The following is a 15,196-nucleotide window of genomic DNA, read 5'->3' on the forward strand; positions in this document are numbered from 1 at the left end:
GTCACCGCCTTGCGCTGCCGATGAAGGGCAGCCCCGCGAATCTGGACCGCAAATTCCCGAAGTTCCGGTCGAACCGGAAACCGGAGAGAACCGCGACGCATGCGGCGCAGACGGCGATCGGCAGAAGATAGATGAGCACGATCGCGGCTGGCTGCGTCGCTGCCGTGTTGACGACGCCGAAGCCTGCGACCCGCGCGACGACCGCCACGAGCGCGGCAAGCCCTATCCGCAGCGTATAGCCTCGCCGGTTGAGGGGCGCGGGGAGCAACGTCGCCAGCGCGATCAGCGCGAACATGAGTGGATAGATGCCGGCGACCAGCCGGTCATGGCCTTCGGCGCGCAGCCGTTTTTTCCGCGTCTGCCCGTAAATGTCGTTGCTGGCCGGATTGAAGAGTTCGCCCAGATAGCGTTCGCGGACTTCCCAGGGCGACGCGCTTTCCGAGGCCGTGGAATATTGCGAGAGGTCGTAGGTGTATTTGTCGAAATAGAGGAGTGTCAGCGGGCTTTCGGTCTTGTCGCCGCTTCTGATGACACGCTCGATGTTGCCGTTATACATGACGAGCCGCGGCCCCTCGGGCAGGCGGACGAGTTCGCCCGACTCGGCCATGTAGGTGACGGGTTGCCTGGGATCGCGCCCGTCATGAACGAGGATGCCCTTGATGCCGCCATCGGGTGTGCGCGCCCGCACATAGACGGTGAGGCCCGGTACGGGATTGGTGAACGCGCCTTCGCGGATGAGCGAGGAGGCCACATCGCCGCGAATCTCAAAGAGCTTGGTTCGCAGCGTCCGCATGCCGAGCGGCATGAGATAGAGGTTGAGCACCATCACGATCACGATGGTGATGGCGGTGAGGATGAGCACGGGTGTGGCCAGCGCCCAGCGGCTGACGCCAGCGGAGTACATCACCACGATCTCGCTATCGGTGATGAGCTTGTTGAGCGCATAGAGAAGCGCGCAGAAGAGGGCGATGGGCAGGACCGTATTCACCGCCGTCGGCAATGCGAGAAGGCTCAGCTCGAAGAAGACGGCCAGTGTCTGTCCCTGCGTGATCAGCAGGTCGAGCATCCTCAGCGCCTGGGTCAGCCAGATGACGCCCGACAGCACGAAGCTCGCAATCACGAACGGGCCCGCACATTGCCAGAATACATATCGCGTCAGGGCTGTTGGCATCCGTTCCGGCTTTCAACTCGGGTCCAGGACGATCGGGGCGGCGTTCGGCGCGATGAGATGGCTTTTACTCCCAAGGGTTTCCGGTAGGATAGCCGCTTGGCCGAGAGGAATGGTTATCCCATTTTGACCGACCGGAAAAGGCGGACGCGCGAAAGCCCGGCGGAGCGCATGCGATGCGCCTCGGCGGAGATCAGCGCGTCCGCGCCCGCTGATTCGGCTTGCCCCGTGCCGCCCCCTGCGGTGCTGGCGGCAAGCCGGCCCGAGAGATTGAAAGGTCCATTCGATGAATATTTCCTTTGCCGATGTATCGCTGGCGAAAGCCGGCGCCCTCGCGCTTGTGGTGACGGAAGGCAATGCGCTTTCCGGCGCGGCGGCCGATCTCGACCGCAAGTCGGGCGGAGCGCTGAAGCGCGCCGTCAAGGCGGCCGACTTCACGGGCAAGGCGGGCAGCGTCCTCGAGATCGTCGCGCTCCATGGCGTGGCGGCGAGCAGGGTCTACCTCATCGGCGTCGGCAAGACGGGCGAGCTTTCCATCTCGGCGCTCGAAAATGCGGGCGGTGAACTTGTGGGCCGTCTTCAGAAGGCGAAGGAAGCTACGGCAGCGGTCATCGCGGATGGCGCGCATTCGGCCAAGATCGACGCGGGCGAGGCGGCGGCTCGTATCGCCTTCGGCGCGAAGCTCAGGAGTTATCGCTTCGACAAGTACAAGACGAAAAAGAAGGATGATAACGGCGCCGTCAAATCGCTCGCCGTCATGACCAAGGCGTTCGCGGCCGCGCGCAAGTCCTATGGCACGCTCGGCAAGATCGCGGATGGCATCTTCCTTACCCGCGATCTCGTCAACGAGCCGGCGAACATTCTCTCGCCGGTGGAATTCGCCAAGCGTGCCCGCGCGCTGACCAAGCTCGGCGTCAAGGTCGAGGTGCTCGGCGAGGCGCAGATGAAGAAGCTCGGCATGGGCTCGCTGCTCGGCGTGGGACAGGGCAGCGTGCGCGAGAGCCAGCTCGTCATCATGCGCTGGAACGGCGCCAAGGCGACCGAGAAGCCGGTGGCTTTCGTCGGCAAGGGCGTCTGTTTCGATACCGGCGGTATCTCGCTGAAGCCGCCGGCGGGCATGGAGGACATGAAGGGCGATATGGGCGGCGCGGCCTGCGTCACCGGCCTTCTCCATGCGCTCGCGGCGCGCAAGGCCAAGGTGAATGCCGTCGGCGTGATCGGCGTGGTCGAGAACATGCCGGATGGCAATGCGCAGCGGCCGGGCGACATCGTGACTTCGATGTCGGGCCAGACCATCGAGGTCATCAATACCGATGCCGAAGGCCGCCTCGTGCTGGCTGATGCGCTCTGGTACACGCAGAACCGCTTCAAGCCGAAGTTCATGGTCGATCTCGCGACCCTGACCGGCGCGATCATGATCGCGCTCGGCAAGGAATATGCGGGTCTCTTCTCCAACGACGACAAGCTCTCGACGCAGCTTGCCGAGGTTGGCGAGGCGGAGGGCGAGAAAGTCTGGCGGATGCCGATGGGACCGGCCTTCGACAAGATGATCGATTCCAGATTTGCCGACATGAAGAACACGGGCGGCCGCGACGGCGGCTCCATCACGGCCGCGCAGTTCCTCCAGCGCTTCGTCAACAACACGCCCTGGGCACATCTTGACATAGCTGGAACGGCCATGGCGTCGCCGCAGACGGCGACGAACCAGAGCTGGGGCTCGGGCTGGGGTGTCCGCCTGCTCAATCGTCTGGTTACGGATTATTATGAGGGCTGACGATGGATTGAGGGGCGCTTCGGCGCCCCTTGACCCGGTGGGGCGCAAATGAAGTTGAAATCGGAAATCGCCTGGCGTCTCGGCTATGAGCTGGTTCGGATCAGGAAGGGGCACGGGCCGCGTGCACTCGTCTGGCAGATCATTCATGCGAGCGCGCCTACGGTCTGTTTCGATGTCGGCGCGAATGAAGGCCAGTGGGCCGGAGGCGTTCTGTCGGACGATGCCTCGCGCCGGGTCGTGTCGTTCGAGCCATTGTCGGACGCGCACCGCGTCCTGACGGAGAAGGCCCGCGCCTATCCGAACTGGGTTCTGGCGCCGCGCATGGCGATCGGCAATGAGGATACCGAGACGATCATCAATATCTCGGGATTTTCGCAGTCCTCATCGCTGCTGCCGATGACGCATGTGCATTCGGACGCCGTGCCGGAGACCGCCTATGTCTCGACGGAGACGGTTGCCGTTCGCAGGCTCGACGGCGTCGCGGGCGAGTTCCTGCGTCCCGGCGATCGCGTCTATCTGAAGATCGACACGCAGGGCTTCGAGCGCGAGGTGCTTGAAGGCGCAACGGGCATCATGGAAAACGTGGTTGCCCTGCAGGTGGAGCTTTCGTTCCGGGAGCTTTACGCGGGTGAGACGCTTGCGGCTGAAATGATGGCGATGATCGGCGGGCTCGGCTTTCAGCTTTTCGGCTTCTGCAACGGTCTCCGCGATCCGAAAACAAAGGCGCTGCTACAGGCGGATGCGTTTTTCATTCGCTGAAACGGGGCGGTGACTGAACGACATGACCGAGGTGCTTTTCTACCATCTCCAGAACGCGACGCTCGAGCAGGTGTTGCCGCAATTGCTCGAACGCTCGCTGGCGCGCCCCTGGCGATGCGTGGTGAAGGTCGGCAATCCGGAACGGCTGGAAACGCTCGTCAACGAGCTTTGGACATGGAGGGACGATGCCTTCCTCCCGCATGGCACGCGCGAGGATGGGCCCGCCGAACTCCAACCGATCTTCCTGACCGTCGAGGACGAGAACCCGAATGGCGCCCAGGTTCTGTTTCTTGTCGATGGCGCAGAGCCCGGCGACCTTTCGGGCTATGAGCGCTGTGTGCTGATGTTCGACGGCCGCGACGAGGAGGCGCTCGCCGGCGCGCGTGAACAGTGGAAGCGCCTCAAGGCGGAAGGGCACGACGCGACCTACTGGCAGCAGAACGAACAGGGCCGGTGGGAGAAGAAGGCCTGATCCCCGGCCATACGAATTCGTAGACCGGCTATAAGATATCCCCGATTGATCGCGGCCTCGGCCCTCCCATATCGTTGCGGCACATCGTCAAGGTCCGGCAATCGCGCCGGGCGACGGACCGAGGGGGCTCAGCCATGTCCTGGAAACGTATCGCGCTCATAGTGCTTGCCGTGATCGCCATTGCAGGCGGCGGCGCCTATTACTGGTTCATCGTCGAGAGCCATGTGCCTGCGGACGCCGATTTCGCCATCGACATGAACGAGGTGCGCAGGCTTGCCGCATCGATGCCGGGGGACAAGGCGCTCGAAATCGATGCGGAAAAGGTTGCGGCCTTTTCCTTCCCGAAAACGGCGGTGGTCGCCGGAGACGGCTGGAGCCGCGTCGAGATACCGGTCTATTCCTATCGCCTCGTTTTTCCCGACGGCATCACCGCGATCATCGACACTGCGCTCGACGACAAGCTCGGCGGCTCAAACCTGGTCTCCTTCGACAAGGCGGCCTATGACCGGATGAGCGCCGCGCTCGACAAGGCCTCGCTCATTCTCATCACGCATGAGCATATGGATCATATTGGCGGGCTTACCGAGCATCCGGATGTCAAGCGCATCCTGCCTTCGACGAAGCTGACGCAGGAACAGGTCGATCATCCGGAACGCTCCGTACCCGCTGCTTTTCCGGAAGGCGCTCTCGATGGCTACAAGCCGCTCGCCTATGGCAATTACATGGCCGTCGCGCCCGGCGTGGTTCTCATCAAGTCGCCCGGCCATTCACCCGGCAGCCAGATGATCTATGTGCAGAAATCGGATGGCACGGAGGTTCTTTTCATCGGCGATGTCGCCTGGCAGTACCGCAATATCGAGCTTGTGCGCGAGCGCGCCCGGCTGATGACGCAGTTCTTTCTGAAAGAGGACCGCAAGGCGGTGTTCGGCCAGCTTCGCGAGCTTCATCGTCTGCACCAGGCGGAGCCGAAGCTGCGCATCGTGCCGGGGCATGATGGCGAGGCCGTCGCCGCTCTCGTCGAGGCGGGCGTGATGAAGCCGGGATTCTGATCGCGGCCCTTTGCTCCCTGCTTGTTCCCGCGCAGGCCGGGAATCGGGCATTCATCCCTTTCTGGTGCGTGCGGCCAAGATGGACCCCGGGACGAGCCCGGGCGGCGGGGAGTGGGGGGCGCGTGCCTCAGTCGGCGGCCATGGCCTCGTCATAGGCGGTGCTGGCGTCGAGCCATTCCTCCTCGGCGCGGGCGAGCGCCTTCAGCGCGTCGGCGCGGAGCTTGGCGAGGCGGGCGGCCTCGTCGGGCTTGCCATCGAAGGTGCCGGGATCGGCAAGCTGCGTATCGAGCCTGGCGACTTCGGTCTGAAGACGCTCCATCTCGCGCTCGCTCGCCTGAATCTTCTTCTTCAGCGGCGCGAATTGCTCGCGCTTCTGCGCGGCGAGACGGCGGGCTTCCTTCTTGTCGATCTGGGGCTTCGGCGCGGATGCCTCGCTCTCCTCGTCCGCATCCGCCGTGAGCGGCCTCACGCGGCGCGCGGGATCGAGAAGCCAGCGCCGGTAATCGTCGAGATCGCCGTCATAGGGGCTGACGGCACCATCGGCGACGAGCCAGAGCCGGTCGGCGCAAGTCTCGACGAGATGCCGGTCATGGCTGATGAGGATGATCGCGCCATCATATTCGTTGATGGCCATGACGAGCGCCTCGCGGCTGTCTACATCGAGGTGGTTCGTCGGCTCGTCGAGAATGATGAGATGCGGCTTGTGAAAGGTCTGGATGGCGAAGAGAAGCCGCGCCTTCTCGCCGCCGGAGAGTTTCTCGACCCTGGTGTCGGCCTTGTCGGCGCCGAAGCCATAGGAGCCGGCCATGGCGCGCACCTGAGCCTGCGTCGCATCGGGCATCAGCTCGCGGAAATGTTCGTAAGGCGTTTCGCCCATCTTCAGTTCGTCGAGCTGGTGCTGCGCGAAATAGGCGATGCGGAGTTTCTTCGAGACGTATTTGTGGCCGCCGGAAACCTGAAGCCGGTCGCATAGAAGCTTTGCGAAGGTCGACTTGCCGTTGCCATTGGCGCCGAGAAGCGCGATGCGATCATCCTGGTCGATGCGGAGGTCGAGGTCCTTCAGCACGGGCCTTTCCGGCTCATAGCCGACGGCGGCATGTTCGAGGCGGATGATGGGCGAGGCGAGCGGCTTTTCCGGCGCGGGGAAGCGGAAGGGCATCACGCGCTCCTGCAGGATGTCCGCGATGGGCTCCATCTTCGCCAGCGCCTTGAGGCGGCTTTGCGCCTGCCGCGCCTTAGACGCCTTGGCGCGGAAGCGCTCGACGAAGCTCTCCATGTGCCGGCGCTGGTCTTCCTGCTTCCGCTTCATGGCGAGCTGGAGCGCCAGCTTCTCGCGGCGCGTGCGGTCGAAGCGGTCGTAATTGCCGCTGTAGAGTGTGAGCTTCTTGTTCTCGAGATGAAGGATGCTCTCCGCGACGTTGTTCAGGAGGTCGCGGTCATGGCTGACGATGAGCACGGTGAAGGGATAGGAGCGCAGATAGTCCTCGAGCCAGATCGTGCCTTCGAGATCGAGATAGTTGGTCGGCTCGTCGAGGAGCAGCAGGTCGGGCTCGGAAAAGAGCACGGCCGCCAGCGCGACGCGCATGCGCCAGCCGCCGGAAAAATCGGAACAGGGCCGCGCCTGCGCCGCCTCGTCGAAACCGAGGCCGGCGAGAATGGAGGCGGCCCGCGCCGGCGCCGCGTGAGCGCCCATATCGGCGAGCCGCGTATGAATATCGGCGATCCTGTGGGCATCCGTGGCGTGCTCGGCCTCGGCGAGAAGGGCCGCGCGCTCCTCATCCGCCGCGAGAACGGTGTCGAGGAGGGAGGTCGGGCCGGCAAGGACCTCCTGCCGGACCATCCCGACACGCCAGTTTTTGGGGTAGCTGATGCCGCCCGTTTCCGGCTGGAGTTCGCCGGTAATGACCTTCAGCAGCGTCGATTTGCCGGTGCCGTTGCGGCCCACAAAACCGACCTTCTGCCCCGGAGGCACGGCGGCCGTTACGCGGTCGAGCAGGAGGCGCCCCTCCATCCGGAAGGTGAGATCGTTGATATGCAGCATGCGCGGCTACTTATCACAGGCCGTTGCCGTCGTCATTAAGGGCGGCTATAACCCGCGCGAAATCCCTGAACCACATGAATTAGGAAGCTCTCGCATGGCGCTGGAACGGACTCTCTCGATCATCAAGCCGGACGCGACCCGGCGTAACCTCACCGGCAAGATCGTCGACCGGTTCGAAAGCGCGGGCCTGCGCGTCATCGCCTCGAAGCGCCTCTGGCTCTCCAAGGCCCAGGCCGAAGGCTTCTACGCCGTCCACAAGGAGCGGCCCTTCTTCAACGATCTCGTCGCTTTCATGATCTCGGGCCCGGTCGTGGTCCAGGTTCTGGAAGGCGAGAACGCCATCGCGAAGAACCGCGAGATCATGGGCGCGACCAACCCGGCCAACGCCGCCGAAGGCACGATCCGCAAGGATTTCGCCGAGTCGATCGAGGCGAACTCGGTGCATGGCTCCGACGCGCCCGAAACGGCCGCTCAGGAGATCGCCTATTTCTTCTCGGGCATCGAGATCGTCGGCTGATCCGGCATCACCGGAATTCGGAAAGCCCCGCTGGAAACGGCGGGGGTTTTTTCATTGTAGGGTCCGCATGCTCAGAGCCCGCCGCTCTGGACCCCGGCACAAGGCCGGGGTGACAGCAGAAATTGAGGTCGAGCCTTTCGCCCAGACTGTCACCCCGGGCTTGCCCCGGGGTCCAGCTTTGCCTAATGGCCTGCCGGAACGAAGAGGGGGGCTTGCGCGCCTGCGTCCTCGCCGTCGATCAGGACGCGCTCATCGACGATCCGTGTACGGCCCTCGGCGACGAGGCGGAGCGCCATCGGGTAGAGCCGGTGCTCGGCCGCGAGCACGCGATCGGCGAGCCGATCCACGGTGTCGCCGGGAATGACGGGCACGGCGGCCTGCGCGACGATCGGCCCTTCGTCCATGGCCGGCCGCACGAAATGCACGGTGCAGCCGGTGATCCTGCATCCGGCCTCCAGCACGCGCTCATGGACATGCAGGCCCTTGAAGGCCGGGAGAAGAGAAGGATGAATGTTGAGCTGGCGGTCGCGCCAGGCATCGACGAAGCCATCCGACAGAATGCGCATGAAGCCCGCATTGCAGACGAGATCGACGCCGGCCCGGCGAAGCGTGGCATCGAGCGCGGCATCGAAAGCCTCGCGCGAAGGGTAGTCGCGGTGGCTGATGATCTCGGCCGGGATGCCCGCGTTCCGGGCGATGGCGATGCCGCCCGCGTCCGCCTTGTTGGAGATGACGGTGACGATCTCGGCGGGGTAGTCAGCCGCCTTCGCCGCCTCGATCAGCGAGGCGAGATTGGAGCCGCGCCCCGAGATGAGAACGCCGACCCTCACGCCAGACTGCCCAGCGCGCCTTCGATGACGACGCGCGGTTCCTCGTCCCTGCGCTCGCGCAGGGTGCCGATGCGATAGACGGTTTCGCCTTCGGCGGCGAGCACCCGCGCGACCTCGGCCGCGCGATCCTCTGGCACCACCACCACCATGCCGATGCCGCAGTTGAAGGTACGGCCCATTTCCGCTTCCTCGACGCCGCCGAGCTTCATCACCCAGCGGAAGACATCCGGCATCCGCCAGGAGGCGCCGTCGATCTCGGCCGCGAGCCCCTCGGGCAGCACGCGCGGAATGTTCTCGACGAAGCCGCCGCCGGTGATGTGGGCGAGCGCCTTGATCGCGCCCGTCTCGCGGATCGCCTTCAACACGCTGCGGACATAGATGCGTGTCGGTGTCAGCAGTGCCTCGCCGATGGTCACGCTGCCATCCTCGACATGGGGGAAGGGCGCGTCATAGCTGAGGCCGTGATCGGCGACGATGCGGCGGACGAGCGAATAGCCGTTGGAGTGGAAGCCGGTGGAGGCAAGGCCGATGAGCACGTCGCCCGCGCCGACATCGCGGCGAGGAAGAATCTGGTCACGCTCGACCGCGCCGACGGCGAAGCCCGCAAGGTCGTAATCACCCTTGGCGTACATGCCCGGCATCTCGGCAGTCTCGCCGCCAATGAGGGCGCAATTCGCCTGCCGGCATCCCTCGGCGATGCCGGAAATGACGGCGGTCGCCTCCTCGACGTCGAGCTTGCCCGTGGCGAAGTAGTCGAGGAAGAAAAGGGGCTCTGCGCCCTGAACGACGAGATCGTTGACCGACATGGCGACGAGGTCGATGCCGACCGTGTCGTGAATGCCCGCCTCGATCGCGACCTTGAGCTTGGTGCCGACGCCGTCATTGGCGGCGACGAGGACGGGGTCCTTGTAGCCCGTGGCCTTGAGGTCGAAGAGGCCGCCGAAACCGCCAAGCTCCGCATTGGAGCCCGAACGGCGGGTCGACTTGGCCAACGGGGCGATGGCCCGGACGAGGGCGTTGCCCGCGTCGATGTCCACACCGGCCTGCGCGTAGGTGTAGCGGTTGGGGCGATCCTTGCTGGGGCTGTCGGCCATGAATGAACGGGTCCGGATTGGGAGGATTCGAATTCGGCCACAAAACACCCGAAAACGCCCGTATAAGCAAGGGACTCGCGCGGGAAAAGCGGCCGGGCCGAAAAAGCGCCTGTCCCCGCTTCGCGGCGTCCGTGCGATACTATAATCTGCGGCGCGGGCAGGGCAGTCTTGCCGGGCCAAAAGTGATTGGGATCAAGGGCCTATCGGATGAAAACGGCATCTCGGTTTATGGCGGCGGCGGCTTTTGCCTGGGCGATCCTCGCGGGCGGGGGCGCCGGGGCGGCCGATCTCTACACCGTTCGCGGCGTCCATGTGGACGAGACGGCGAAGAGCGCGGCGGCGGCCCGGACCGTCGCCCAGGCCAATGGCCAGCGCCAGGCGCTCATCCAGCTTCTGAAGCGGCTCACCCTGCCGGAGGACTGGGCGGCCCTGCCGCAGGTCGATGACAGGACGGCGCAGGACGCCGTTCGCGGCTTTCAGGTGGCGAGCGAGAAGGCCAGCTCCACCCGCTATATCGCCGACCTCAATGTGAGCTTCCAGCCCGATGCCGTGCAGCGGCTGCTGCGCGCCCGCAACATTCCCTTCGGCGAAACGCAGGCAAAGCCCGCGCTGCTGCTCGCCGTCCTCGACATGGGCGGCTCGCGCATGCTGTGGGAGGACAGGAACCCCTGGCGCGACGCCTGGGCCGCCTCCGACCTCGCGGATTCGATGACGCCGCTCATTATGCCGCTTGGCGACGTTCAGGAATTCTCGCTGGTGACGCCGCAACAGGCGATCTCGGGCGACAGGGCGGCGCTCGCCGCGCTGGCCGCGCGCTATGGCACCGACGAGGTGGTCGTGGCCCATGCGGTCGCAAACCCGGAAGGGACGAAGATCGATGTGACCGCGACCCGCTACGGCACGCAGCCCGCAGCGCCCATCAGCCGGAGCTATCAGGCCACGACTCAGGGGCCCGATGCCTTCTCCGACATGGCCCGAGCCGCCGCCACCGACCTTCTGCTCGCGCTTGGCGCGGACTGGAAGCGCGCGATCGTGGTGCGCGACGGCGAGGCGGCGCAGCTTACCGCCTCGGCGCATTATGCGACGCTCGAACAGTGGGAAGCCATCCGCAGAGGGCTTTCGACCGCGCCGCTGGTCAAGGGGCTCCAGGTTGAAGGCATTGCCGCAACGGGCGCCGAGGTCGAGATCAGCTATCGCGGCACGCCGGAAAAGCTCGCCCTGTCGCTCGCCCAGTCCAACATCGCGCTCACGCAGGATGGCGATGGCTGGTCGCTGCGTCTCAGATAGAAGGGCCGCCCCATGACCGTGCAACGTCAGGCGGCGTTCTGGATCGGGGGCATACTCTGCTTCGTCCTGGCGCTCTGGCTGCTGAAGAGCATTCTGCTGCCCTTCGTCGCCGGGCTCGCGGTCGCCTATTTTCTCGATCCCTTCGCCGACAAGCTGGAAAAGCGCGGCCTGTCGCGGCTCGCCGCGACCGCGCTCATCTCGGTGTTCTTCACGCTGCTCGCCATCGCGGTGGCGGTCATCCTGCTGCCCTTGCTCTATCAGCAGACGATCGCCTTCATCGAAACGCTCCCCAACATCATCACCGGGGCGCGCAGTTTCCTCAACGATGCAAGCCACGGAAAGCTCGCCCATCTGCTCGGCAACAATGCCGATATTCAGAAGGCGGTTCGGGAAGTGGCGGCGGGCGGCCTTTCATGGCTCCTGAGCCTCCTGCCTTCGATCGGCTCGCAGGGCCTCGCGCTTGTCGGCCTCATTTCGCTCGTGGTCGTCACCCCCGTCGTCGCCTTCTACATGCTGCTCGACTGGGACCGCATGGTGGCGCGGATCGACGAGCTTCTGCCGCGCGATCACGCCGAGACGATCCGCGCGCTCGCCCGCGAGATCAACGAGGTGCTGGAGGGGTTCGTTCGCGGGCAGGTGCTGGTCTGTCTTTTCCTCGGCGTTTTCTATGCGGTCGGGCTTTCCGTCGCGGGGCTCAAATTCGGGCTCGTCGTCGGCATCATGACCGGCATACTGAGCTTCATTCCCTATCTCGGCACCATTTCGGGCTTCGTCGTCTCCACGGCGCTTGCCTGTTTCCAGTTCTGGCCGGACTACACGAGCATCGGCGTGATCGTTGCGATCTTCGTCGTCGGCCAGTTCATCGAAGGTAACTTCCTCGCGCCGAAGCTCGTGGGCGACAAGGTCCGGCTTCATCCTGTCTGGGTGATGTTTTCCCTTTTCGCATTCGGCGCACTGTTCGGCTTCGTCGGCGCGCTGATCGCGCTGCCGGTGGCGGCGGCGATCGGCGTGCTCGCGCGCTTCGGCGTCTCGCGCTATGAGGGCAGCCAGATCTATTGGGGCTTGTCGGGCTCGCGCCGCCCGGCCGACGACAAGCCGGACACGGACGCTTGATGTCGCGGCAGCTCGTCTTCGAACTCGGCCACCGCCCGGCCTTTGGGCGCGAGGATTTTCTCGTCGGTCCCTCCAACGAAGCGGCCGTGGCGATGATCGACGCCTGGCCGAACTGGCCGGGCCCTGCGGCCGCCCTTTCAGGCCCGGCCGGAAGCGGCAAGACGCATCTCGCCGAAGTCTGGCGCGCGGCGGCGGGCGCGGTACGGCTCGATCTGAGTGCGCTTGGCGAGGCCGATCTGCCGGCGCTCGTGGCGCAGCGCGCGATCATCCTCGAGGATCTGGCGACGCTGAGCGACCGGGAGGAGAGGGCGCTTTTTCATCTCCTCAATCTCGTCCGGGAGGAGGGGGCGGCGCTCCTTCTCACCTCGCGCGCGGCGCCGGGACACATCGAGGTGCGGCTGCCGGACCTCGCTTCGCGGCTGCGCGCGCTGCCCCATGCGGAACTCGGCGCGCCGGACGATGCGCTGCTCGCGGGTGTGCTCGTGAAGCTCTTCGACGACCGCCAGCTCCGCGTGGCGGAACCCCTGATCGCCTATGTCACCTCGCGGATCGAACGCTCGATCTCGGTGCTGCGCGATGTGGTGGAGGCGCTGGACCGCGCCTCGCTTTCCGGTAAACGGCCCATTACCGTGCCGCTCGCCGCCGAGGTGCTTCAGAGCCTCGGCCGGGGCTGAGCGCCCGGTCATGACTCAGTCACAGGTTTGACGTAATCTTCGGTGAGAAGAACGTCTCCGGCCGCGTATGGCGGGGCCGCCGGGCCGGAACGAGAATGCCGCGCCACAGCCTGTTTCCGAGGAGCAGAAGACGGTGACCCCTTTGCCGCCGCTCAATCGCAAGTCCGAACTCCCGTCGGAGGTGCCCGCATCGCGGCAGCCGGACCGGACCGGGGAGAGCAAGCCCGCGCTTTCGATCGACGTGAGCCCGCCTGATCGCTTCATCAATCGCGAGCTGTCATGGCTCGCCTTCAACACGCGCGTGCTCGAGGAATCGGCGAACCTGAACCATCCGCTTCTCGAGCGGCTGCGTTTTCTTTCCATTTCCGCGTCCAATCTCGACGAATTCTTCATGGTGCGCGTGGCGGGCCTGCGCGGCCAGATCAGGGCGGGCGTCGATACGCTGAGCCAGGACGGTCTCACGCCCGCGCAGCAGCTCGACCGCGTGAACGCGGCCGCCTATGAGCTGATGCAGGAGCAGCAGCGGCAATGGGTCTCGATCAGGAAGGTGCTTCGCGAGGCCGGCATCAGCGTGCTCTCCGCGAGCGAAGTCACGAAGGAAGAATTCGCCTGGATCGAGAACCGCTTTCTGGAACAGGTCTTCCCTGTCCTGACGCCGCTCGCCATCGACCCGGCGCATCCTTTCCCGTTCATTCCCAATCTCGGCTTCGCGCTCGCGCTGCAACTTCAGCGCCAGACTGACGGCAAGCTCATGAACGCGCTGCTGCCGATCCCGACGCAGGTCGAGCGCTTCATCCGCCTGCCCGCGCGCGAGACGGGTGATGGCACCTCGCAGATCCGCTTCCTCTCGCTCGAAGACATGATCGGGCTTTTCCTCGACCGGCTCTTCCCCGGATACAGGGTGATCGGGCAGGGCGGGTTCCGGCTTCTGCGCGACAGCGACATCGAAATCGAGGAAGAAGCCGAAGACCTCGTGCGCTTCTTCGAGTCCGCGCTGAAGCGCCGGCGCCGCGGCAGCGTGATCCGGCTGAAGATGCAGGCCTCCACGCCTGCTTCGCTGCGCGATCTCGTGGTGAGCGAACTCGGCGTGACCGACAAGGAATTCGTGATGGTCGACGGCCTTCTCGGCCTCGCCCAGACGAGCCAGCTCATCGTCGATGACAGGCCGGACCTCAAATTCCCGCCCTATAACGCGCGCTTTCCCGAACGCATCCGTGATCATGGCGGCGACTGCCTCGCGGCCATTCGCTCGAAGGACATCATCGTCCACCATCCTTACGAGTCCTTCGACGTCGTGGTGCAGTTCATCCGGCAGGCAGCCGCGGACCCCGACGTCGTCGCAATCAAGCAGACGCTCTATCGCACCTCAAAGGACAGCCCCATCGTTCAGGCGCTGATCGAGGCGGCGGAGGCCGGGAAATCGGTGACGGCGCTCGTCGAGCTCAAGGCGCGTTTCGACGAGGCGGCGAATATCGTCTGGGCACGCAATCTCGAACGCGCGGGCGTGCAGGTCGTGTTCGGTTTCATCGAACTCAAGACCCATGCGAAGCTCTCGCTCGTGGTGCGGCGCGAGGGCGGCGCATTGCGCTCCTATGTGCATTTCGGCACCGGCAATTACCACCCGGTGACGGCGAAGATCTATACCGATCTCTCGATGTTCACCTGCGACCCGCTGCTTGCCGCCGATGTGTCGCAGATCTTCAATTTCATTACCGGCTATGCAGAGCCGAAGCATCTGAACCTGCTCGCCGTCTCGCCGGTCAACCTGCGCGGACGCCTGCTCGCCAATATTCAGGACGAGATCGCGCATGCGAAGGCGGGCCGTCCCGCTGCCATCTGGGTGAAGCTCAACGCGCTCGTCGATCCCGAAATCATCGACGCGCTTTATGAGGCGAGCAGGGCGGGTGTCCAGATCGAGTTGGTGGTGCGCGGTATCTGCTGCCTGAGGCCGGGCGTGCCGGGTCTTTCCGACAACATCCGTGTGAAGAGCATTGTCGGGCGCTTCCTCGAGCACTCGCGCATCGTCTGCTTCGGCAATGGCTATGGTCTGCCTTCGGAGAAGGCCAAGGTTTACATTTCCTCCGCCGACTGGATGCCGCGCAATCTCGACCGCCGCGTCGAGGTGCTCGTTCCCATTCTGAACCCCACGGTTCACGAGCAGGTGCTCGATCAGATCATGGTTGCGAATCTGAAGGACAACCAGCAAAGTTGGTCGCTCCGGGCGGACGGCACCTATGAGCGCATGACCGTTCCGGAGGGGGGTGCGCCCTTCAACGCGCATTCCTATTTCATGAACAATGCAAGCCTCTCCGGCCGCGGAAAATCCTTGCGTGACAAGCTGCCGCCGACGTTCGATATCAGGACTGGCGATGTCAAAGCGGGAAGCGGCAAGCCCGGAGAATGAGAGGCTGAGGAGCT

General features: G+C 64.8%; 13 protein-coding genes. 9 read left to right on the top strand and 4 right to left on the bottom strand.

What is annotated here, in order from left to right:
* Window position 1 precedes the first annotated feature (1 nt).
* A complete protein-coding gene (gene lptF / locus PKA57_RS08370) occupies window positions 2-1,171 on the bottom strand; it encodes an LPS export ABC transporter permease LptF (RefSeq protein ID WP_324299453.1) in 1,170 nt (389 codons plus the stop codon).
* 283 nt (window positions 1,172-1,454) lie between these two features.
* Here lptF and PKA57_RS08375 point away from each other — a divergent pair, with 283 nt between their 5' ends.
* The 4 genes from PKA57_RS08375 to PKA57_RS08390 all read left to right on the top strand — a co-directional run bounded on the left by PKA57_RS08375 (window position 1,455) and on the right by PKA57_RS08390 (window position 5,222).
* Window positions 1,455-2,942, top strand: coding sequence for a leucyl aminopeptidase (locus tag PKA57_RS08375; protein WP_324299455.1), 1,488 nt, complete (start codon window positions 1,455-1,457; stop codon window positions 2,940-2,942).
* Window positions 2,943-2,990: 48 nt separating this feature from the next.
* Window positions 2,991-3,701 (top strand): FkbM family methyltransferase, encoded by a 711-nt coding sequence (locus PKA57_RS08380; protein WP_324299457.1) that lies wholly within the window; start codon window positions 2,991-2,993, stop codon window positions 3,699-3,701.
* 22 nt (window positions 3,702-3,723) lie between these two features.
* Window positions 3,724-4,173 carry a DNA polymerase III subunit chi gene (locus PKA57_RS08385; protein WP_324299459.1) on the top strand — a complete coding sequence of 150 codons (450 nt, stop codon included), beginning with the start codon at window positions 3,724-3,726 and terminating at the stop codon, window positions 4,171-4,173.
* 134 nt (window positions 4,174-4,307) lie between these two features.
* Entirely contained in the window at window positions 4,308-5,222 is a 915-nt protein-coding gene (locus tag PKA57_RS08390) for an MBL fold metallo-hydrolase (RefSeq protein WP_324299461.1), read from the top strand.
* A gap of 127 nt (window positions 5,223-5,349) precedes the next feature.
* Here PKA57_RS08390 and PKA57_RS08395 read toward each other — a convergent pair whose 3' ends face one another.
* Entirely contained in the window at window positions 5,350-7,263 is a 1,914-nt protein-coding gene (locus PKA57_RS08395) for an ABC-F family ATP-binding cassette domain-containing protein (protein ID WP_324299463.1), read from the bottom strand.
* A gap of 94 nt (window positions 7,264-7,357) precedes the next feature.
* On the opposite strand from PKA57_RS08395, the gene ndk reads away from it, so the two are divergent.
* On the top strand, window positions 7,358-7,780 hold the full coding sequence (ndk, locus tag PKA57_RS08400) for a nucleoside-diphosphate kinase (RefSeq protein WP_324299465.1): 423 nt from the start codon (window positions 7,358-7,360) through the stop codon (window positions 7,778-7,780).
* Between the two features lie 182 nt (window positions 7,781-7,962).
* Here ndk and purN read toward each other — a convergent pair whose 3' ends face one another.
* Window positions 7,963-8,610, bottom strand: a complete 648-nt coding sequence (gene purN, locus PKA57_RS08405; RefSeq protein WP_324299467.1) for a phosphoribosylglycinamide formyltransferase — start codon at window positions 8,608-8,610, stop codon at window positions 7,963-7,965.
* Window positions 8,607-9,704: a phosphoribosylformylglycinamidine cyclo-ligase gene (gene purM, locus PKA57_RS08410; RefSeq protein WP_324299470.1), complete on the bottom strand. Its 1,098-nt coding sequence runs from the start codon at window positions 9,702-9,704 to the stop codon at window positions 8,607-8,609. Before purM ends, purN begins: the two co-directional genes overlap by 4 nt.
* Before the next feature lie 228 nt (window positions 9,705-9,932).
* On the opposite strand from purM, the gene PKA57_RS08415 reads away from it, so the two are divergent.
* From PKA57_RS08415 to PKA57_RS08430, 4 genes are all read left to right on the top strand, one after another.
* On the top strand, window positions 9,933-10,991 hold the full coding sequence (locus PKA57_RS08415; protein ID WP_324299471.1) for a DUF2066 domain-containing protein: 1,059 nt from the start codon (window positions 9,933-9,935) through the stop codon (window positions 10,989-10,991).
* A 12-nt stretch (window positions 10,992-11,003) separates the two neighbouring features.
* Window positions 11,004-12,104, top strand: coding sequence for an AI-2E family transporter (locus PKA57_RS08420; RefSeq protein WP_324299474.1), 1,101 nt, complete (start codon window positions 11,004-11,006; stop codon window positions 12,102-12,104).
* A complete protein-coding gene (locus tag PKA57_RS08425; RefSeq protein WP_324299475.1) occupies window positions 12,104-12,778 on the top strand; it encodes a DnaA/Hda family protein in 675 nt (224 codons plus the stop codon). Before PKA57_RS08420 ends, PKA57_RS08425 begins: the two co-directional genes overlap by 1 nt.
* A 181-nt stretch (window positions 12,779-12,959) precedes the next feature.
* Complete coding sequence (locus PKA57_RS08430) at window positions 12,960-15,182, top strand: RNA degradosome polyphosphate kinase (RefSeq protein ID WP_324299544.1); 2,223 nt, start codon at window positions 12,960-12,962, stop codon at window positions 15,180-15,182.
* The last annotated feature ends 14 nt before the right edge of the window (window positions 15,183-15,196 follow it).

This window comes from Parvibaculum sp., from assembly GCF_035325945.1.
In the GTDB taxonomy this organism is placed as follows: Bacteria; Pseudomonadota; Alphaproteobacteria; order Parvibaculales; family Parvibaculaceae; genus Parvibaculum.